The sequence below is a fragment of the Variovorax sp. YR216 genome (assembly GCF_900107745.1).
In the GTDB taxonomy this organism is placed as follows: domain Bacteria; phylum Pseudomonadota; class Gammaproteobacteria; order Burkholderiales; family Burkholderiaceae_C; genus Variovorax.
Genome location: NZ_FNRO01000002.1, coordinates 921,209 through 940,393, shown reverse-complemented (window position 1 = coordinate 940,393; position 19,185 = coordinate 921,209). Strand labels below are relative to the sequence as shown.

19 protein-coding genes are annotated in these 19,185 nt (G+C 65.9%); 1 reads left to right on the top strand and 18 read right to left on the bottom strand.

Annotation, left to right across the window (positions count from 1 at the left end):
• Positions 1-4 precede the first annotated feature (4 nt).
• The 18 genes from BLW05_RS09435 to BLW05_RS09350 all read right to left on the bottom strand — a co-directional run bounded on the left by BLW05_RS09435 (position 5) and on the right by BLW05_RS09350 (position 18,348).
• On the bottom strand, positions 5-1,168 hold the full coding sequence (locus tag BLW05_RS09435) for an ATP phosphoribosyltransferase regulatory subunit (RefSeq protein WP_093161968.1): 1,164 nt from the start codon (positions 1,166-1,168) through the stop codon (positions 5-7).
• A gap of 44 nt (positions 1,169-1,212) precedes the next feature.
• Complete coding sequence (locus BLW05_RS09430) at positions 1,213-1,401, bottom strand: DUF2065 domain-containing protein (RefSeq protein ID WP_093161967.1); 189 nt, start codon at positions 1,399-1,401, stop codon at positions 1,213-1,215.
• 36 nt (positions 1,402-1,437) lie between these two features.
• Positions 1,438-2,337 (bottom strand): protease modulator HflC, encoded by a 900-nt coding sequence (gene hflC / locus BLW05_RS09425; protein ID WP_093161965.1) that lies wholly within the window; start codon positions 2,335-2,337, stop codon positions 1,438-1,440.
• An 11-nt stretch (positions 2,338-2,348) separates the two neighbouring features.
• Positions 2,349-3,677 (bottom strand): FtsH protease activity modulator HflK, encoded by a 1,329-nt coding sequence (gene hflK / locus BLW05_RS09420; protein WP_093161964.1) that lies wholly within the window; start codon positions 3,675-3,677, stop codon positions 2,349-2,351.
• Between the two features lie 78 nt (positions 3,678-3,755).
• The gene (hflX, locus tag BLW05_RS09415) at positions 3,756-4,928 is read right to left on the bottom strand and encodes a GTPase HflX (RefSeq protein WP_093161962.1); all 1,173 of its coding nucleotides are present in this window, start codon (positions 4,926-4,928) and stop codon (positions 3,756-3,758) included.
• 53 nt (positions 4,929-4,981) lie between these two features.
• Positions 4,982-5,245: an RNA chaperone Hfq gene (gene hfq, locus BLW05_RS09410; protein WP_177142599.1), complete on the bottom strand. Its 264-nt coding sequence runs from the start codon at positions 5,243-5,245 to the stop codon at positions 4,982-4,984.
• A gap of 105 nt (positions 5,246-5,350) precedes the next feature.
• On the bottom strand, positions 5,351-6,691 hold the full coding sequence (gene der, locus BLW05_RS09405) for a ribosome biogenesis GTPase Der (protein WP_093161959.1): 1,341 nt from the start codon (positions 6,689-6,691) through the stop codon (positions 5,351-5,353).
• A gap of 21 nt (positions 6,692-6,712) precedes the next feature.
• Positions 6,713-7,858, bottom strand: a complete 1,146-nt coding sequence (bamB, locus tag BLW05_RS09400; protein ID WP_093161957.1) for an outer membrane protein assembly factor BamB — start codon at positions 7,856-7,858, stop codon at positions 6,713-6,715.
• Entirely contained in the window at positions 7,855-8,547 is a 693-nt protein-coding gene (locus BLW05_RS09395) for a YfgM family protein (RefSeq protein ID WP_093161956.1), read from the bottom strand. Before BLW05_RS09395 ends, bamB begins: the two co-directional genes overlap by 4 nt.
• Positions 8,548-8,553: 6 nt before the next feature.
• A complete protein-coding gene (hisS, locus tag BLW05_RS09390) occupies positions 8,554-9,864 on the bottom strand; it encodes a histidine--tRNA ligase (protein WP_093161954.1) in 1,311 nt (436 codons plus the stop codon).
• 11 nt (positions 9,865-9,875) lie between these two features.
• Positions 9,876-11,168, bottom strand: a complete 1,293-nt coding sequence (gene ispG, locus BLW05_RS09385; protein ID WP_093161953.1) for a flavodoxin-dependent (E)-4-hydroxy-3-methylbut-2-enyl-diphosphate synthase — start codon at positions 11,166-11,168, stop codon at positions 9,876-9,878.
• A gap of 10 nt (positions 11,169-11,178) precedes the next feature.
• Complete coding sequence (locus tag BLW05_RS09380) at positions 11,179-12,075, bottom strand: helix-turn-helix domain-containing protein (protein WP_093161951.1); 897 nt, start codon at positions 12,073-12,075, stop codon at positions 11,179-11,181.
• Positions 12,068-12,904, bottom strand: coding sequence for a type IV pilus biogenesis/stability protein PilW (gene pilW / locus BLW05_RS09375; RefSeq protein ID WP_093161950.1), 837 nt, complete (start codon positions 12,902-12,904; stop codon positions 12,068-12,070). Before pilW ends, BLW05_RS09380 begins: the two co-directional genes overlap by 8 nt.
• A gap of 4 nt (positions 12,905-12,908) precedes the next feature.
• Positions 12,909-14,057, bottom strand: coding sequence for a dual-specificity RNA methyltransferase RlmN (rlmN, locus tag BLW05_RS09370; RefSeq protein ID WP_093161948.1), 1,149 nt, complete (start codon positions 14,055-14,057; stop codon positions 12,909-12,911).
• 19 nt (positions 14,058-14,076) lie between these two features.
• Positions 14,077-14,502 carry a nucleoside-diphosphate kinase gene (gene ndk, locus BLW05_RS09365; RefSeq protein WP_088957416.1) on the bottom strand — a complete coding sequence of 142 codons (426 nt, stop codon included), beginning with the start codon at positions 14,500-14,502 and terminating at the stop codon, positions 14,077-14,079.
• A gap of 151 nt (positions 14,503-14,653) precedes the next feature.
• The gene (locus BLW05_RS09360; protein ID WP_093161947.1) at positions 14,654-16,378 is read right to left on the bottom strand and encodes a pseudouridine synthase; all 1,725 of its coding nucleotides are present in this window, start codon (positions 16,376-16,378) and stop codon (positions 14,654-14,656) included.
• Positions 16,375-17,193, bottom strand: a complete 819-nt coding sequence (gene scpB / locus BLW05_RS09355) for an SMC-Scp complex subunit ScpB (RefSeq protein ID WP_093161945.1) — start codon at positions 17,191-17,193, stop codon at positions 16,375-16,377. The genes BLW05_RS09360 and scpB overlap by 4 nt, the downstream gene beginning before the upstream one ends.
• Before the next feature lie 129 nt (positions 17,194-17,322).
• Positions 17,323-18,348 (bottom strand): RluA family pseudouridine synthase, encoded by a 1,026-nt coding sequence (locus BLW05_RS09350; protein ID WP_371126926.1) that lies wholly within the window; start codon positions 18,346-18,348, stop codon positions 17,323-17,325.
• Positions 18,349-18,362: 14 nt separating this feature from the next.
• On the opposite strand from BLW05_RS09350, the gene BLW05_RS09345 reads away from it, so the two are divergent.
• Positions 18,363-19,172: an outer membrane protein assembly factor BamD gene (locus BLW05_RS09345; RefSeq protein ID WP_093161944.1), complete on the top strand. Its 810-nt coding sequence runs from the start codon at positions 18,363-18,365 to the stop codon at positions 19,170-19,172.
• Positions 19,173-19,185 lie beyond the last annotated feature (13 nt).

Genomic DNA, 19,185 nt, shown 5'->3' with positions numbered 1-19,185 from the left:
GGATTCAGATGGCTTGCACGCGCCATTGGCCGTTGTGCTCGACGAGCTCGCGGTCGCAATGGAATTCGTCGATTTCGCTGTCGTGGCCGGGCAGCACGCACACGACGGTTTCACCTTGGCCGCGCAGTGCGGCGATGGTCTTGTTCAGGGCCTCCGCATCGCTCCAGGGCGCACGGATCGCGGCGCGCAGCGGCTGGGCAGGCAGGACGCCCACCAGCTCGCGCACGTCGAGGCTGAAGCCGACTGCCGGGCGGTTGCGGCCGAACACGGCGCCGACCTCGTCGTAGCGCCCTCCACGTACCAGCGCGTCGCTGGCGCCGCTGGTGTAGATGCCGAAGCGCATGCCGCTGTAGTAGGCGTAGCCGCGGAGATCGGCGAGGTCGAAGCTGACCTTAGCGCCGTCGATCCGGCCCGCGAGCTGGCGGAGATCGGACAGCGCCGCCCGCACGCCGGCGATGTCGGGCAGAACCTTGGCGGCCTCGTCGAGCACGGCGACGTCGCCGTACAGCTGAACGAGCGCACGCAGGCCTTCGCGCGACTGCGCAGGGAAGTCGGCGGTGAGTTCCCGAAGGCCGCTGGCGTCCTTGGCGGCCAGCGCGGCATGGACCAGGGCGATCGCCGCGGCGTCGACGGGCACGCCGGCGAACAGCGAGCGCACGATGCGTGCGTCAGCCATGTCGACGATCACCGGGGCCTGCGCACGGCCGCTGATGCCCGCAGCATTCAGGCAGTCGAGCGCGAGACGAAGGATCTCGGTGTCGGCTTCGAGGCCGGCATGGCCGTAGATCTCGGCGCCGAATTGGAGTGGCTCGCGGGTTGCGTGCGGACGATCAGGCCGCGTGTGAAGAACAGGACCGCAATAGCAAAGCCGGGTGACGCCGGCCCGGTTGAGAAGATGGGCATCGATGCGCGCGACCTGCGGCGTGGTGTCGGCCCGCAGGCCCATGCTGCGACCGGACAGCTGGTCCACCAACTTGAAAGTCTGGAGATCGAGCGCCTCGCCGGTGCCCGAAAGCAGAGACTCGAGATGTTCCAGGAGCGGCGGCATCACCAGCTCGTAGCCGAAGGCACGGGCGGTATCGAGCAGCTGGCGTCGAAGTTCTTCGATGTGGCGCGCCTCGGAGGGCAGCACATCGGCAATGTGATCCGGAAGGACCCAGGCGGACATGGGGATCGGGGGCGTGGTTAAACCGGGATTCTACCGGCACCCAGTCAGGCCAGGATCCAGAGCAGGAACAGCCCCAGGAGAATGCTGCAAAGGCCGAAGAACCGAAGCTGCCCATCCCGAAGCTGCATGAGCTGCCCGAAGCCCTTGCGCCATCCGCCGGGCGAGAAGAACGGCAGCAGTCCTTCGATCACCAGCACCAGCGCGATGGCATTCCAGAACGTATCGGAGTCCATGACCGACTTCAGGCCGAAGCCACCCCGAGCCCCGGCTCAGCGCCGCGGCGCGTTCGAGGTGGAACCGGAGCTCTGCATCGAGCGGAAGAAGTCGGACGACGGATCCAGGATCATCACGTCGCTCTTCTTGTTGAAGCTCTGCTTGTAGGCATCCAGGCTTCTGTAGAACAGCGCGAACTGCGGATCACGCCCGAACGCATCGGCGTACAGGCTCGCGGCGCGGGCATCGCCCTCGCCCTTGATCTTCTGCGCATCGCGATAGGCGTTGGCGACGATCACTTCGCGCTGGCGGTCGGCATCGGCACGGATCTTTTCGCCTTCGGCGACACCGGTCGAACGCAGCTCGTTCGCCACGCGCTTGCGCTCGGCCTCCATGCGGCGGTAGACGGACTCGGTGATGGCTTCAACGTAGTCGACGCGGGTGATGCGGACGTCGATGATGTCCACGCCCCAGGGCTTCGCGCCCTTCACCACGTCCAGCACCTCGCGCTGGACGTCCGACATCAACTGCTCGCGGCGCACCGAGATCAGGTCGCGCACGGTGCGCTTGTTGATGTTTTCCTGGAAGGCATTGCGCACCACCCGGTTGAGCTGCACCGCACCCGCGTTCTCGTCGAGGCCGACGTTGCGGATGTATTCCGACGGATTGGTGATGCGCCAGCGCACGTACCAGTCGATCACCACGCGCTGCTTTTCGGCCGTCAGCATGGGCTCGGGATCGAGGCTCGACAGCGTCAGGAGGCGCTTGTCGATATACGACACGTTCTGGAACGGCGGCGGAAGCTTGAAGTTCAAGCCCGGCTCGGTGATGACTTCCTTGATCTGGCCCAGGGCGTAGACCACGCCGAACTGGCGCTGGTCGACCACGAATAGCGTCGAGCTTGCCAGCGCCAGCAGGACGAGGATCGAGGAAACGATGAATCCGATTCTGTTCATGGGGTCAGTCCTCAGCGCACGTCGCGGTCACGTGAGCGGCCATCGCGCGCCCGGGAGTCAGCCGGCGCGACCGGAATGACAGACGACTGCGGTGGCGCGGTCCCGGCCACGTTGGGGCTCGCGGCATCGGACGGCGTGGCGGCATTGTTCTGGGCGGACAGCTGCATCAGCTTGTCGAGCGGAAGATAGAGCAGGTTCGAGTTCTGCTTCGAATCGACCATCACCTTGGTGGTGCTGCTGTAGACCTGCTGCATCGCGTCGGTGTACATGCGGTCGCGCGTGACCTGCGGCGCCTTCTGGTATTCGGCCAGCACCGAGCTGAAGCGCTGCGCGTCACCCTGCGCCTGCGCGACGATCCGGGCCTTGTAGGCTTCCGACTCTTCCTTGAGGCGGGAGCCCGTACCGGTGGCTCGCGGCACGACGTCGTTGGCATAGGCCTGGGCCTCGTTCTTGGTCCGCTCGCGCTCCTGGCCCGCCTTCAGCACGTCGTCGAACGCGGCCTGCACCTGCTCGGGCGGACGAACACCGCCCTGCTGGAGATTGATGCCGACGATCTCCACGCCAACCTTGTAGCGATCGAGGATCGTCTGCATCAGGTTGCGCACGCGCGGGGCGATCTGGTCGCGCTCGTCCGCCAATGCCGCATCCATGCGCATCTTGCCGACCACTTCGCGTACCGCGGTTTCGGCAACCTGCACCACCGCATCGGCGGGCGCCTTGCTCTCGTAGAGGAAGGCGCGCGCGTCATTCAGCCGGTACTGGACGGCAAACTTGATCTCGACGATGTTCTCGTCCTCGGTCAGCATGGCCGACTCGCGCAGGCCCGTGGAGCGCACGATGGTGTCGCGCCCGACGTCCGCGGATCGGATCTGCGTGGTCACGACGACCTCGTGGCGCTGGATCGGATACGGCAGGCGCCAGTTAAAGCCGGCGCCGACGGTCGACTTGTATCGGCCGAACTGCGTGATGACCGCCTGCTGGCCTTCGTTGACGATGAAGAAGCCGGTCCCGAGCCAGATCAGCACGGCCACCGCCGCCACGAGGCCGATCCCGAAGCCCGCGTTCTTCATGTCGGGCTTGAGGCCGCCGCCGTTGCCACCGTTCGGGCGATCGCCGCCGCCGCGGCCACCGAACAGGCCGCCGAGCTTGCGGTTGAAATCGCGCCAGAGTTCGTCGAGATCCGGCGGGCCCTGATTGGGGCCCTGTCCGCGCGGACGATTGTTGTTGCCAGAAGGCGGCGGCGCCGGAGGTTCGCCATCAGGCCGATTCGCGGCGGGACGGTCGCCGTTGGACGAGGAATCGTCGCCACGGCCCCACCGGCCGTCGTTCAGATTGAACATGCCGTGAAACCGTTTCCACACTGGCTTTGCATTCATTCGGTTGGTGTTCTTGAGTCAGTGAAGCTGATTGTGCCCAATTCAACTGGCGGCATCGTGCAATTCGGCGCCAGCTCTTGGGGTCATGCCGTCCTCAGGCACCGGGCGGGCGCGCAATGACAGTTCGGCGCGCAATGCCGGCAGCCCCTCGCCCGTTCGGGCGCTGAGGAAGATCCGGGGCACCTGCACGCCGTCGACGTTGATCTCGTCGCACAACTGCAGCGGATGCCGGTTCGCTTCGATGGCATCGAGCTTGTTGAACACCAGGAGCTGGGGCACGGTGTCGGCGCCGATGTCCTTTAGCACAGCCTGCACTTCGGCCATCTGCTCCGGGAAATGGGGATTGGAGGCATCGACCACGTGGAGCAGCAGGTCGGCATCGACCGCTTCCTGTAGCGTCGCCTTGAAGGCATCGATCAGGCCGTGCGGCAACTCCCGGATGAAGCCGACGGTGTCGGACAGCGACACCTTGCGGCTCGCGTCGCCCAGGTACAGGTGGCGCGTGGTCGTGTCCAGCGTGGCAAACAATTGATCGGCCGCATAGGCGCGCGCCTTGACCAGCGCGTTGAACAGCGACGACTTCCCTGCGTTCGTGTACCCGACCAGCGAGATGTTGAAGGTGTCGCGCCGTTCACGCTGCCGGCGCTGGGTGCCACGCTGGCGCTGCACCTTCGAGAGGCGTTCTCGCGTGCGCTTGATGGCCTCGCCGATCATGCGGCGGTCGAGTTCGATCTGCGTCTCGCCAGGACCACCGCGCGTGCCGATGCCCCCGCGCTGGCGTTCGAGGTGGGACCACCGGCGCACGAGCCGCGTGCTCAGGTATTGCAGCCGCGCCAGCTCAACCTGCAGCTTGCCCTCGTGAGAGCGCGCACGCTGCGCGAAGATCTCGAGGATGAGGAAGGTGCGGTCGTAGACCGCGACGCCGAGCTGCCGTTCCAGATTGCGTTGCTGGGCCGGGCTCAGCGCCTGGTCGAAGATGACCTCGCTGGCGCGGTACAGCTCGGCAAGTTCGCGGATTTCATCTGCCTTGCCGCTGCCCACGAACAGCGCGGCATCGGGCGCCTTGCGCTTGCAGACGAGACGTGCAACCGGCTCGAGTCCGGCCGTTTGCGCGAGCAGGCCCAGTTCCTCGAGTTCGCTGTCGAAATGGGGCAGCCCAAAGTCCACGCCGACGAGAACGACGGCGCCATCTTTCCGGGGGATTGGCTCAGACAATCGGAATCAAATGGAAAAAGCGCGGTGGGTGGTCCACCGCGCTTCGTGCCTGCTCAGGCTGCTGCGTCGTCGCTCTCGGTGACCGAGAAGTTGACGGCCCGCCCGGGCACGATGGTGGAGATGGCATGCTTGTAGACCATCTGGGTCACCGTATTGCGAAGCAACACGACGTACTGGTCGAAAGACTCAATCTGACCCTGCAGCTTGATGCCGTTGACCAGGTAGATCGAAACCGGCACGTGCTCTCGGCGCAGCGTGTTCAGAAATGGGTCTTGTAGAAGTTGCCCTTTATTGCTCACGATATTCTCCGTGTTCAAGAGTTGTTGTTGAGCCGGTCACCTTAACACAGCGATTCCGCGCCGCAGCAAAAAAGCGCAAAAGGCCTTCGAAAAAAAGGCGTCTCTTGCTCGGCACTCAGCCACTCAGGCGTCCTTGTCAGCAAACGGATTGTGCGAGGTCTTGAGCTCGATCCGCAAGGGTGTGCCGATGAGATCGAATTCCTTGCGGAAGCGCGCTTCGAGAAAGCGCTTGTAGGCGTCCGTCACGTGCTCAAGCGAGTTGCCGTGGATCACGATGACCGGCGGGTTCATGCCGCCCTGGTGCGCATAGCGCATCTTCGGCCGGAACATCCCCGACTTCTTGGGGGCCTGGAACTGCACGGCTTCGTGCAGCAGCCGCGTCAGCACCGGCGTCGACATCTTTCGCGTCGCGGATTTGTGTGCCTGCACGATCGATTGCCAAAGCGGACCCAGCCCCTGTCGCTTGGCCGCCGAGATGAAATGCAGCGCAGCAAATTTCAGGAACGGCAAGCGGATCTCGATCTGACGCTGTATCTGCTCCCGCTGGTAGCTGTCCACCGCATCCCACTTGTTGATCGCGATCACCACCGCGCGACCACTTTCGAGGATGTAGCCTGCGATGTGAGCATCCTGATCGGTCACGCCCTGCGTTGCATCGAGCAGCAGCAGGACGACATTCGCAGTCTCGATGGCCTGAAGCGTCTTGACCACCGAGAACTTCTCGATGGCCTCGAACACCCGGCCCTTGCGGCGCAGGCCGGCTGTATCGATGAGCTCGAAGCGCTGACCATTGCGTTCGAAAGGCACCATGATCGCGTCGCGCGTGGTGCCGGGCATGTCGAAGGCAACCAGTCGCTCCTCGCCGAGCCAGGTATTGATCAGGGTCGATTTGCCGACGTTCGGGCGACCGGCCACCGCCAACTTGACCGGCTTGTTGGCCTCTTCTTCCTCATCCTCGTCGTCTTCCGGAAGATTGAGCGGCTCGAGCGCAAGCTCGACCAGGCCGCGGATGCCCTGCCCGTGCGCCGCCGAAATGCCATGCACCTCGCCGAACCCGAGCTCGTAGAAGTCGACGAGCTTCGCGCTGTCTTGCATCCCCTCGGCCTTGTTGGCGACGAGCAGACACGGCTTGCCGAGGCGGCGCAGTTCGTTGGCGATGTCATGGTCCTGGGCCGAAAGGCCTTCACGTGCATCGACCACGAAGATGACGACATCCGCCTCGGCGACCGCCTGCCGCGTCTGCTTGGCCATCTCCTTGAAGATGCCACTGCCGGCATCGGGCTCGAAGCCGCCGGTGTCGATCACGATGAACTCGTGCCTGCCCAGTCGGCCATTGCCGTAGTGACGGTCGCGCGTGAGTCCGGCGAAGTCCGCGACGATGGCGTCGCGCGTTTGGGTCAGGCGGTTGAACAGCGTCGACTTGCCGACGTTCGGACGCCCGACCAGTGCGATGACCGGCTTCATTGAAGGCGCCCTCTCATCAGATTATTCTGGCCGGTAGCCGAACACGCCGCCGTTGCGGGTGACGACCACGACCGTATTGCCGGAAATCACCGGCGTTGCAGCGATGGGCGAACCATCCGGAGTGACGCGGTTCAGCGCCGCGCCATCATCACGCGAAAGGAAATGCAGCTGGCCGGTCGCGTCGCCGATGACCAGCGAGCGCCCCACCGCGAGCGGCGCGGTGAGGATGTGGTACTTGAGCAGATCCGTCTGCTGCCATGCGCGCTCGCCATCCGCGCGGCGCCAGGCCACGACCGTGCCGTTGTCCTCCGTGCCGTACACGAAGCGATCGTCACCGCCGACGCCGTCCGCGCCCGCCGCCGGCTTGGTCCAGACGAGTGCACCGCGAGCGGTGTCCACACAGCCCACGGAGGCGGAATAGGCCCTCGCGCAGACGCTGTCGCCCACGCGGCTTGCGGTGCCGGTCAGGTCGACCAGACGCTCGACATCGTTCGTGCCCCGCGGCGCGGCGATCGGCGCTTCCCAGCGGCTCGTGCCGTTGGCCGGATTGATGCCGACCAGTCGACCGCCAACGCCGGCGACCAGGGTGTCGCCCACGGCAAGCAACACGCCTGGCTTCTTGAGCACCAGGTTCTCTGCATTGCGCTGCTGCGACCACAAGCGGCGCCCGCTCTGGCCATCCCATGCGCTCGTGGTGCGATCGGCAGTCTGGACGAAGACGCGGCGGCCCGCCACCAGCGGCTGCGTGAAGGCCTGGGCGCTCAGGCGCTGCTTCCAGAGCACCTTGCCGCCTTGCAGCGCGACCAGTTCGTTGCTGGCGGTGATCACCGCCACCAGCGTGCCGTCGCTGCCGACGCCCGCCACCAGCGGAGCGCCCGCATTCCCGCGCCAGACTTCCTGGCCCGCGCGCGAATCGATCACGACGACGGTGCCATCGCTCGAAGCCACGGCGACGTTGTCGCCGCTGACATTGGTCGACAGCGGGAAACTGACCGCGGGAATTCGCAGGGTCCAGGCTTGCCGGACGCCCATGACAGCCACATTGGCGGGCAGTTCGACCGGCTTCGGACGCGCCGTCCCGGAGCAGGCCGCCAGCGCAGCAATCAGGACCACGGCGGACCCTGTGCGCAGAACGCGCGCCGAAGGCAGATAACGCTTGAAATTCATGGTGTGTTCTTGGCGGGGGATGCGGCACCGGTCTGCGACGTCAGGCTCTTCGGATCGACGCCAACGGCGTTGAGCTTGATCTCCACGAGACGGCGATATTCCGTGCGTGTGTCGAAGGCAGACCAGGCCTTCTGAAATTCGGCCTTGGCCTCTTCGCGCTTGCCCTGCGCGAGGTAGATGTCGCCCTTGCGGTCGGCCACCAGCGCTTCGAATTCCTTGGGGACGTCGCCCGAAAGCTGCTTGAGCGCTTCGTCGTAGGACTTGGCATCCAGCAATTCGCCGGCAAGCCGCAGCTTCGCGACCATCTTGTAGCCCGGATCGACCGCGTTCTCGGCCACCCACGCAAGCGCCGCGCGGGAGCCTTCGGCATTGCCCTTGTCATAGAGCGACCTGGCCGCGAGCAAGCCAGCCTGCTGCGCATAGGCGGTGCCGGCGAACTTCGCCTTCATATCGGCCAGCGCGCGCTCGATGCGAGCCGTGTCGCCGGCCTGTGCGCTGCGCTCGACTTCGTCATAGAGCGCCGATGCCTGCGCCGCCTTGTTGCGCTGGAAGTACTGCCAACCGTTCCACGCCACGAAGGCGCCGGCCACGAGAAGCACGACCCAGGTGATCAGGGTGCCGTACGTATTCCAGAAATGCTTGAGCTGGTCGAGCTGTTCCTGTTCTTCGAGATCGAGATGGGTGGCCATGCGCTATCAATTGTTGGGAGCCGAGGATTGTAGGGTGGCAGCCCATGCGGTCACGTCGGCCAGCGGGCGGGCCGTCTGGGCGCCTGTGCCGTCGCGCAGCGCCTTCACCATGACTTCCCCGCGAGAGAGTTCGTCCGTCCCGAAGATCAGGGCGTAGTTCGCGCCGCTGGCGTCGGCCTTCTTGAACTGCGACTTGAAACTTCCGAGACCGTCGACGGTGGCCGCATGCATCTGCGCGCGCACGCCGGCTTCGCGCAGTTGCTGCAAGGTACGCAGAGCGATGGGCATCGCAGCCGCGTCCGGCACGACGGCGTAGACATCGGGCACTGGAGCCGGGATGGCGGCGCCCTGCTCTTTCACCAGCTCGAGGATCCGCTCGACGCCGATGGCCCAGCCCACGGCCGGGGCAGGCTTGCCGCCGATCTGCGCGATCAGATCGTCATAGCGGCCGCCGGCGCAGACCGTTCCTTGCGAGCCCAGCCGATCCGTCACGAACTCGAACACGCTGAGGTTGTAGTAGTCGAGCCCGCGGACCAGGCGAGGATTGATCGTGTAGGCGATGCCGTTGGCGTCCAGGATGGCCTTCAGCCCATTGAAGTGAGCCAGCGATTCGGCGCCGAGGAAGTCCATCAGCCTGGGCGCGGACTCCACGATCTCCTTCATGGCCGGATTCTTGGTGTCGAGAATCCGCAGCGGATTGCTGTGCAGCCGGCGCTTCGCGTCTTCGTCGAGCTGGTCGGCGTGGCGCTCGAAATGGGCAATCAGTTGCGCCCGGTGCTGCGCGCGCTCGGCCGGCTGGCCCAGGCTGTTCAGTTCGAGACGAACATCCGTCAGGCCGATCGCTTTCCAGAGCGCATGGGCCAGCAGGATCAATTCGGCATCGACATCGGGGCCGGCGAAGCCCAGGGCTTCCGCGCCGATCTGGTGAAACTGGCGGAAACGCCCCCGCTGCGGCTTCTCGCGCCGGAACATCGGGCCGATGTACCAGAGGCGCTTGCCGCCGTCGTAGAGCATGTTGTGCTCGACCACCGCGCGCACGAGGCCCGCCGTATTCTCCGGCCGAAGCGTCAGGTGGTCGTTGTCGCCGTACTTGTCCGAGCGGTCGTGGAAGGAATACATCTCCTTCTCGACGATGTCGGTCACCTCGCCGATCCCGCGCACGAACAGCGCCGTGTGTTCGAGGATCGGCGTGCGGACGTTGCGATAGGCAAAGCGCGCCATCACCTCGCGCACGGTGGCTTCGAGCCATTCCCAGCGCGCCGACTCGGGCGGCAATATGTCGTTCATGCCTTTGACGGCATTGAGTTTTTCAGCCATGGATGCAGTACTCAGACAGCTTGTGCGGCATGCTCGCCGCCGAAGCGTTTTTCAACGTAGTTCTCGACCAGCTTGTGGAACTCGCGCGCGATGTCGTCGCCGCGCAGCGTGAGAGCCTTTTCGCCGTCGATGAAGACCGGCGCCGCGGGCGCTTCGCCGGTGCCGGGAAGACTGATGCCGATGTCGGCGTGCTTGCTTTCACCCGGGCCATTGACGATGCAGCCCATGACGGCGACCTTCATCGTCTCCACGCCCGGGTATTGGGTGCGCCAGACCGGCATCTGCATGCGCAGGTAGTCGTCGATCTGCTTGGCGAGTTCCTGGAAGGTCGTGCTGGTGGTGCGACCGCATCCGGGGCAGGCCGTCACGCTCGGCACGAACACGCGCAAGCCGAGCGCCTGCAGGATCTCGTTGGCGATGACGACTTCCTGCGTGCGGGACTCGCCGGGCTGCGGCGTCAGCGAAACGCGGATCGTGTCGCCGATGCCTTCCTGCAGCAGGATCGACAGCGCAGTCGCGGAAGCCACCGTGCCCTTCGTGCCCATGCCGGCCTCGGTCAGGCCGAGATGCAGGGCGTAGTCGCAGCGCTTGGCGAGTTCCCGGTAGACGGAGATCAGGTCCTGCACGCCGCTCACCTTGCAGCTCAGGATGATCTGGTTGCCATCCATGCCCATCGACTCGGCGAGCTTCGCGGACTCGATCGCGGACGTGATCAGGGCCTCGTACATCACCTGCTTGGCATCCCAGGGCGCGGCACGCCGGCTGTTGATGTCCATCAGGCTCGCCAGCAGCTCCTGGTCGAGGCTGCCCCAGTTCACGCCGATGCGCACCGGCTTGTTCCACCGCATGGCGGCGTCGATCATCTGGCCGAACTGACGGTCGCGCTTGTCGCCCTTGCCCACGTTGCCGGGATTGATGCGGTACTTGCTCAGCGCTTCGGCGCAGGCCGGGTACTCGGTGAGCAGCCGATGGCCGTTGTAATGGAAATCGCCGACCAGCGGAACGTCCACGCCCATGCGATCGAGTTGCTCGCGGATGTACGGCACCTGCGCCGCCGCCTCGGGCGTATTGACGGTGATGCGGACCAGTTCCGATCCGGCGATCGCCAGCTCCTTGACCTGGATCGCGGTGCCGATCGCATCGACGGTATCGGTGTTGGTCATCGACTGGACGCGCACCGGCGCATCGCCGCCGATCGTGACGGTTCGGGCCCCCCACGTCACGCTGGCCTGGCGGGACCGCCGCGCCTTCGGGGCGGCGGCTTCGATCGGCAGGCAACCCAAATTGCTGGCGCTATCGGTCATGATGTCCTGCTCAAGGTTTGACTTCGAACCGTGCCACGCCCCCGGAGCGCGCGAGCGGCGCGAGGTCGAAGGGCTTGCCCCGGACCTGCACCTGCACGCCCGCCGCGCGGCCGACGACCACCGACAGTGGAAGCGTGCCGGTCAGACCCACGGTTTCACCGGCCTTGACGGTGCGATGCAGCAATTGCTTGCCGCCGGGCTCGCTCACGGAAATCCAGGTGTCATCGCGTGCGACGAAGACGATCAGGTCATTGCTGGGGACAGGCGCGGCCGCCGCCGGCGCGGGCTCCACGGGTGCCGCCTCCGCAGGCGGCTCGACTGGAGGAGCCGGTGAAACGGCTTCGGTCACCGCGGCCGGCGCCGGACTCGCCGGCTTCGACGGGGCGGCAGGCTGCTCATCGGAGGCGGTGTGCTGCACCAGATGAGAGACCGATTCGCTCACGCGATCGAAGAGCGACTGCGGCAGCCAGAACAGCACTGCAGCGCCGATCAACAACAGGATGACGACGATTACCAGCGGGCGCGACGGCAGCGCGCTCGCGCCGCCCGAGCGCGGCGAAGCAGAACGCAGGCTCTTGCTCATGGTGCGATCGGCTTCCGCCAGAGCCGGACGCTGGGCGCCAGGCAACTTGGCGAGCACCGGCGCCGGATCGATCCGGAGCGCCCGGCACACGCTCGCTGCGAGCGCGCGGGCGAACACCGGATCGGGCAGCGCGTCGATGTCGTCGGCCTCCAGGGCCGCGAGCTTCTGTGGCGTCACCTTGAGCGCGGCGGCCACCACGTCGATGTGCAGGCCATGCGCCTCTCTTGCTTCGCGCAGCATGTCGCCGGCGGTCATGTTCGTGCTGTCGCCACCAACCAGGGGCACCGCTGCCGATGCCCCGAATTCACTTGCCCGCTCAATCATTGAAATTTCCGCGCTCGAAAGCCAGCGCCTCACGCGACTGGGGGAAGCGGCGCTGCAACTGGGCTCCCAGTTGCGAAGCCGCCTCACGGTTGTTGAGTTGGCGCTCGATCTTGATACCCAGCCACAGCGTTTCGGCGCTGGCCGATGGGCTGTTGTTGATGCGTCGGATGTAGAACTGGGCGCGCGTCCATTCTTCGCGCTGCACGAGGATCGAAGCGAGGTTGTAGCCGATCACCGGATTGCCCGCGTCGATCTCGTAGGCCTGCGTGAGGCTGCGTTCCGCCTCCGCGCGCTGGCCGGCCTTGAGCTGACAGACACCTTGCGTCATGAGCGTCTTGGCGCGGTCCGTGTAGTTGGGGACGGACAGCGCCGCCGAGAACTGCTGCTGGGCATCGGCAAAACGATTCTGCTGGCAGAGAAGCCAACCGTAGTTGTGGAGCGCGTTGGGCTCGCGTGGATTCAGGGCGAGCGCACGGCGAAAGCTGTCCTCGGCGCCGGCGGGATCGTCGAGACGCATGTAGACGACGCCGCGCAGGATGTAGGCATCCGGGAAGGTCGGATCGGCGGCAAGGGCCTGCTTGATCTCGTCCAGCGCAACCGTGGGCTGCCCTTGCTGGAAATAGCCGATGGCCAGTTCCACACGCAGCTTCGCGCGCTTGCGGGCGTTGGTTTCATCCGACTCGGTCACGATGGCAGAGGCATTGGTGCCGTTCGAGGGGATCGGCGTACTGCCGTCCTTGGTCGCACAAGACGCCAGCAGGAACGCCGCTGCAACCGCGAAAAGCGTTCGCATCGCGGTCTCGCGTGCGGCAGGAAAAGCCTTGCTCATCGGATCATTGCTCCTCGGCTGTGGATTTGGCGGCCCCCGCCAGGGCCGGATGCAAAACAATGGTTCGCCGCTGCGCCATGCGCTCGGCCGCATGGGTGCGATCCTTGACGTCGCCGGCCAATTGGCCGCAGGCGGCGTCGATGTCATCGCCGCGCGTCTTTCGCACGGTCGTCACGATCCCCGCCTCGCTCAGGACCTTGGCGAAGGCGAGCACCCGGGGCTGCGGCGACCTCAGCAGGCCGGACGCCGGGAATGGATTGAAAGGGATCAGGTTGAACTTGCAGGAGACGCCCGTCGAACGCACCAGATCGAGCAACTGGCGCGCATGCTCCGGCTGATCGTTCACCCCATCGAGCATGCAGTATTCGAACGTGATGAAGTCACGTGGCGCGTGCTCGAGGTAGCGCTTGCAGGCTGCCAGCAGTTCGGTGATCGGGTATTTGCGGTTGAGCGGCACGAGGTCGCTGCGCAGCGCATCGTTCGGCGCGTGGAGCGACACCGCGAGCGCGACCGGGCAATCCGCGCCCAGGCGATCCATCATGGGAACGACGCCCGACGTCGAAACCGTCACGCGACGGCGCGACAGCCCGTAGGCGTTGTCGTCGAGCATGGTGCGCAGCGCCGGCACCAGCGCGGCGTAGTTCTGCAGCGGCTCGCCCATGCCCATCATCACGACGTTCGAGATGACCCGCTCGTCGCGTTGGAGGTGCTTGCGGAGGAAATGCTCGGCAAACCACAACTGCGCGACGATCTCGCCCGTCGTGAGGTTGCGGCTGAAGCCCTGGTGGCCCGTGGAACAGAACCGGCAGCCGACCGCACAGCCGGCCTGCGAGGAAACGCACAAGGTGCCGCGGTCGTCCTCGGGAATGAACACGGCCTCGACCGCATTGCCGTCCCCGACATCGAACAACCACTTGATCGTGCCGTCGGAGGATTCATGCTGCGTCACCACCGGCAGCGCCTCGACGCGCGCGGTGGTAGCGAGCTTCTCGCGAAGCGACTTCGCGAGATCGGTCATCCGGGAGAAGTCGCTCTCGCCGCGCTGGTGGATCCAGCGGAAGAGTTGCGTTGCGCGGAAGCGCTTTTCGCCCAGCCGTTCGCAAAACGCGGCCAATCCCTCCAGATCGAAGTCGAGCAGGTTGGCCGTGGTCATTGCGTCGGGAGCCTGGTCCTCAGCGTGCGTAGACGTTGAGGCCGGCGAAGAAGAAAGCGACTTCGACGCGGGCGGTTTCGGGAGCGTCCGAGCCGTGCACTGCGTTGGCGTCGATGCTGTCTGCGAAGTCGGCGCGGATGGTGCCGGCGGCGGCCTTCTTGGGGTCGGTGGCGCCCATCAGGTCGCGGTTCTTGGCGATGGCGTCTTCACCTTCGAGCACTTGCACGAAGACGGGGCCCGAGATCATGAACTCGACGAGGTCCTTGAAGAAGGGGCGCTCCTTGTGAACGGCGTAGAACTGTTCTGCTTCGGCGCGCGAGAGCTGCACCAGCTTGGCAGCCACGATCTTCAGGCCGGCGGCCTCGAAGCGGGAGACGATCTTGCCGATGACGTTCTTGGCGACTGCGTCGGGCTTGATGATGGAGAGGGTGCGTTCGATAGCCATTGAAGTGCTTTCCTGAGTACTTGGATGTGAATGGGGTTCCATCAGGGCCGCAACGCGGGATTGCGACCCTTGACAAAGCTTTTGATTTTAACCGGCGCGGCAGCGTCGACCCGCAAGAGTGCGGGTGAAACATGGCCGCCGGTTGCGGGTATCAGCGACCGCGGCGGCGGCCTCCACCGCCGCCCTGCCCGCCGAAACCACCGCCGGAAGAGCCGCCGCCGCGGCGGCCGCCCTGGCGCTGTTCCTTGCGCTGGCGCGAGAAGCTGTCGGCGCCGATGTAGCCCAGCGAGGTCTTCATCGGATCAGGCTGGTTGGCACCGCCCGGCTGGCGATCCTCGCCCTGCCGGTTCCGGCCCTGGCCCTGGCCCTGGCCCTGACCCTGACCCTGGCCACCACGACCGCGGCGCCCTTGCCCTTGCGGCGGTCCTTTTCCGCCGCCGCGCTCGCTCCGGGCTCCCGGACCGTGCGCCAACGGATTCGGGATCTGCGCATCGCGCTCGCCCTGGGAGTCATTGCCGTTGCCATTGCGGTTCCCGCGTCGCTTGCGGCCGCGGCCGTTTCGGCCGCCGCCACCCTCCTGCGCCTTGCCGCCCGGACCGGCGCGTCCGGCCCGCTCGAGAGGAGCCCCGGCCGCCTGGAGCAGCGCGCGAATGTCCCGCTCGTCGAGTTCCAGCCACGCGCCACGCTTGAGGCCGCGCGGAAGCACCATCGCGCCGTAGCGGATGCGGATGAGGCGACTCACCGCATGGCCGACCGACTCGAACAGCCGGCGCACCTCGCGATTGCGGCCCTCGGAAATGGTGACGCGATACCAGCAGTTGGAGCCTTCGCCGCCGCCGTCCTCGATCGTTCCGAATTGCGCCATGCCATCGTCGAGGCGCACCCCTTCGAGCAGACGCTGCTTTTCCTCGTTGCTGAGCGCGCCAAGGACCCGCACGGCGTATTCACGCTCCAGGCCGAAGCGGGGATGCATGAGCCGGTTGGCGAGTTCGCCGGAACTCGTGAAAAGGAGCAGCCCTTCGGTATTCAGATCCAGTCGCCCGACCGACTGCCACTTGCCCTGCTGGAGCCTCGGAAGCTTCCGGAAGACGGTGGGACGGTTCTGCGGATCGTCGTGCGTGACGACCTCGCCGACCGGCTTGTGATAGGCGATGACGCGGGCCGGCGGCGGCGCGATGCGGAAGCGGATCGGCTTGCCGTTCAGCTTGACCTGGTCGCCGTACTGGATGCGCTGGCCGATATGCGCCGGCTCGTTGTTGACCGAGATCCGGCCCTGGAGGATGAGTTGCTCCATTTCCAGCCGGGAGCCCAGCCCCGCCTGGGCCAGGACCTTGTGCAACTTCGGCGAATCGGCCTCCGGCAGCAACACGCGCTTGAGCGGCGGCACCTCGGGACTTTCTTCGTCGGCGTCGAACTGGCCCGAAATGACGTCGGCAAAACGAATCGGCTCCGGAGGCGGTGCATTCCGCTGCTCGCGCTCCGCGGCACGGCGGGCGCGGTCGAGATCGTCTTCGTCGTCGTCCGGATCTTCGTCTTCGTCTTCGTCCTGGCGCTCATCCTCGTCGTCGGCTTGCGCCAATACCGGGGCATCGACGACGGGTGCGGCTACGGGTTCGGAGGGCTTGCTTTCTTCCGAAGGCGTCTCGACAGGGACCACTGCCTCAGCGGACCCGGCAGGCTGAGCCGTGGCTTCGGCTTCGGCATCGACGTCGACCTTCCGTCGGCGCGGACGACGCTTGCGGGGTGCCTCGGTCGTGCCGTCTTCTGCCTGGGCAACGGCTTTGGCTTCGGAAGGCTCCTGCGCAACATCCCCGCGTTCTTCTGAAGCGGGGTCGGTCGGCAGCGTTGCCGCATCGTGGGGATCGTTGGAGCTCATGATCGGGTTCCGGAAGTGACAGCGGTGGTGTCGGCCTCTTCGGGCGCGGCGTCGGCATCGACAGGGGTGAACGAAGGCTCGACCGGCGAAGCATCCTGCGGGTCGGCGGTGAGAAAAGCGGCGCCGGAATCGCGCTCGGCGGTCGCGGGCTCCTCCCGCCCGGACGCGGCCGCCGAGGGCGCTTCTGCGACAGCCTCAGGTGCAGCGGAAGGCAAGGGCTCGTCGGCCGGCTCGTCGATCGGCAGGGCCGACTGGTCTGCGCCCGCGGCCTGGTCCAACGCGTTGATCAGCGCACCCTGCTGCGCCGGCGATTCGATCACCGGCAACTGGTCGAGCGAGGCGAGACCGAGGTCGTCCAGGAACTGACGGGTGGTGGCGTAAAGCGCGGGCCGGCCGACCGTCTCGCGGTGGCCGATGACCTCGATCCAGCTGCGATCCTCAAGCTGCTTGAGGATCTGCGAATTGATGGTGACGCCCCGGATGTCTTCCATGTCGCCACGGGTGACCGGCTGGCGGTACGCGATGATCGCCAGCGTTTCGAGCGCGGCGCGCGTGTAGCGCGGCGGCTTCTCGGGGTGCATGCGGTCGAGGTGGTCGCGCATTTCGGGCCGGCTCTGGAAACGCCAGCCGCTCCCCACGCTCACGAGTTCGAGGCCGCGTTGCGACCAGTCATCCTGCAACTCGTTCAACAGCGACTTGATCGTGTCCGCACCCAGTTCGTCGTCGAACAGCACGCGCAGTTCGCGCACCGGCAACGGCTGTGTCGAACAGATCAAGGCGGTTTCGAGAATGCGCTTGGCATCCGCCGTATTCATGGTTCGCGTTATCCGGGAAAAGGCGCCACGAGGACGCTTGTTCAGATGGATGGAAGAAGGCGCTGCGGGCACGCGGCATACGCAACGCGAAGCCGACATCGGGTCGCCGGCGCGGCCCCCTTGGGACCGTCAGGCGCGATTGTAATCCAGCCCCCAGAGGGACATCCCCTGCACGATGTCAGCCGGCGGCGACGATTGGAATTGCATGTCCCGGCCCGTCACCGGATGCACGAAACCAAGCCGGAAGGCATGCAGCGCCTGCCGCGTCAGTCCCGCGGCTTCGGCACCGCCATACAGGGCGTCACCGACCAGCGGATGGCCGATCGAAGCCATGTGCACGCGGATCTGATGGGTGCGTCCGGTTTCGAGTGTGCAGCGCACCGCACAGCCGAGGTCATTGCTGTCCAGCGCCTCGATCAAGGTTCGCGCCGGCTTTCCGGGGTGGCGCTCCAGGTCGACCACCGCCATGCGGAGGCGATTGCGAGGATCTCGTCCGATCGGGCTGTCCACATGCCGGATATCGGCGCCCTGCCACGCCCGGTGCGCCATCGCGATGTACTGGCGCTTGACTTCGCGGGCCGCGATCAGCGCCACCAGGGCATCCATCGCCGCCCGGCTCCGGGCGACCACCATCAGGCCGCTCGTGTCGCGATCGAGGCGATGCACGATGCCGGCGCGAGGAAGCAGTGCCGCGCGCGGATCGAGCGCCAGCAACCCGTTGAGCAAGGTGCCGCTCCAGTTGCCCGGCGCCGGGTGCACCACGAGTCCGGCCGGCTTGTCGATGACGCGCAGATGCTCGTCCTCGTGCACGACCTCGATCGGCATCGCCTCCGGCCGGAAAGCCTGGCTCTGCGGCGTCGGCCGAAGCTCGATGCGCCCGGATTCGCCGGCATGCACCGTTACCGAGGGCTTGGTGACCGGGCGACCCTGCACCTCCACCATGCCGGCGTCGATGAGTTGCTGGAGATAGCTGCGGGAGAACTCGGGGACGAGCGCCGCAAGCGCCCTGTCCAGACGCTGGGCGTGCTGGCTTTCGCCGATCAGGAAAGTGCGGATCTCGCTGGCATCGGACAGTTCGGCCGCCTCGTCGTGGTCCACCGCGTCCGGGGGGGGCCCCGAGGGGCCGGTCGATATAATTGAGGGCACCTGTTTCACGAAAGCCTTACTTGATGTTTCGCGCCAAATTATCGGTTGTCCCTGGCTGGCTGGCCCTCTGTGCGGCGGCATGGCTGGTGGCCGGCTGCTCGACGACCGAAGCCGACAAGACCGCGAACTGGAGCCCCAACCGCATCTATTCCGAAGCCAAGGACGAAGTCGATTCGGGCGCCTACGACAAGGCCGTCCCGCTCTACGAGAAGCTCGAAGGTCGCGCCGCCGGCACGCCGCTGGCCCAGCAAGCCCAGCTCGACAAGGCTTATGCGCAGTACAAGGCGGGCGACAAGCCGGCCGCCGTCGCCACGCTCGATCGCTTCATGAAGCTGCATCCCGCCAGTCCGGCGATCGACTATGCGCTCTACCTGAAGGGCGTGATCAACTTCAACGACGATCTCGGCCTTTTCGCGTTCATGACGCGCCAGGATCTTTCGGAACGCGACCAGAAAGCCGCAAAGGAATCCTTCGAGTCCTTCAAGGAACTGGTGACCCGCTTCCCCGATTCGCGCTACACGCCGGATGCCCGGCAGCGCATGAACTACATCGTCAACTCGCTTGCGCAGTATGAAGTGCACGTGGCGCGCTACTACTACGAGCGCGGCGCGTACCTCGCGGCCGTGAATCGCGCCCAGCTCGCGCTCGCCGACTACCGTGAAGTGCCGGCGCTCGAAGAGGCGCTCTACATCATGTACGCGTCCTACGACAAGCTCGGCATGACCGATCTGCGCGACGACGCCAAGCGTGTGCTGACGCAGAACTACCCCAATAGCGAGTACCTTTCGCGCGGCTTCCGTGCGAAGGACGATCCGTGGTGGAAGCTCTGGTGATCAGGCTCACCCC

Bases quoted from the DNA above. Each gene is read 5' to 3' on its own strand.
- BLW05_RS09435 (WP_093161968.1), bottom strand. From the start codon at position 1,168: ATGTCCGCCTGGGTCCTTCCGGATCACATTGCCGATGTGCTGCCCTCC.
- BLW05_RS09430 (WP_093161967.1), bottom strand. From the start codon at position 1,401: ATGGACTCCGATACGTTCTGGAATGCCATCGCGCTGGTGCTGGTGATC.
- hflC (WP_093161965.1), bottom strand. From the start codon at position 2,337: ATGAACAGAATCGGATTCATCGTTTCCTCGATCCTCGTCCTGCTGGCG.
- hflK (WP_093161964.1), bottom strand. From the start codon at position 3,677: ATGTTCAATCTGAACGACGGCCGGTGGGGCCGTGGCGACGATTCCTCG.
- der (WP_093161959.1), bottom strand. From the start codon at position 6,691: ATGAAGCCGGTCATCGCACTGGTCGGGCGTCCGAACGTCGGCAAGTCG.
- bamB (WP_093161957.1), bottom strand. From the start codon at position 7,858: ATGAATTTCAAGCGTTATCTGCCTTCGGCGCGCGTTCTGCGCACAGGG.
- BLW05_RS09395 (WP_093161956.1), bottom strand. From the start codon at position 8,547: ATGGCCACCCATCTCGATCTCGAAGAACAGGAACAGCTCGACCAGCTC.
- hisS (WP_093161954.1), bottom strand. From the start codon at position 9,864: ATGGCTGAAAAACTCAATGCCGTCAAAGGCATGAACGACATATTGCCG.
- ispG (WP_093161953.1), bottom strand. From the start codon at position 11,168: ATGACCGATAGCGCCAGCAATTTGGGTTGCCTGCCGATCGAAGCCGCC.
- BLW05_RS09380 (WP_093161951.1), bottom strand. From the start codon at position 12,075: ATGATTGAGCGGGCAAGTGAATTCGGGGCATCGGCAGCGGTGCCCCTG.
- pilW (WP_093161950.1), bottom strand. From the start codon at position 12,904: ATGAGCAAGGCTTTTCCTGCCGCACGCGAGACCGCGATGCGAACGCTT.
- rlmN (WP_093161948.1), bottom strand. From the start codon at position 14,057: ATGACCACGGCCAACCTGCTCGACTTCGATCTGGAGGGATTGGCCGCG.
- ndk (WP_088957416.1), bottom strand. From the start codon at position 14,502: ATGGCTATCGAACGCACCCTCTCCATCATCAAGCCCGACGCAGTCGCC.
- BLW05_RS09360 (WP_093161947.1), bottom strand. From the start codon at position 16,378: ATGAGCTCCAACGATCCCCACGATGCGGCAACGCTGCCGACCGACCCC.
- scpB (WP_093161945.1), bottom strand. From the start codon at position 17,193: ATGAATACGGCGGATGCCAAGCGCATTCTCGAAACCGCCTTGATCTGT.
- BLW05_RS09345 (WP_093161944.1), top strand. From the start codon at position 18,363: ATGTTTCGCGCCAAATTATCGGTTGTCCCTGGCTGGCTGGCCCTCTGT.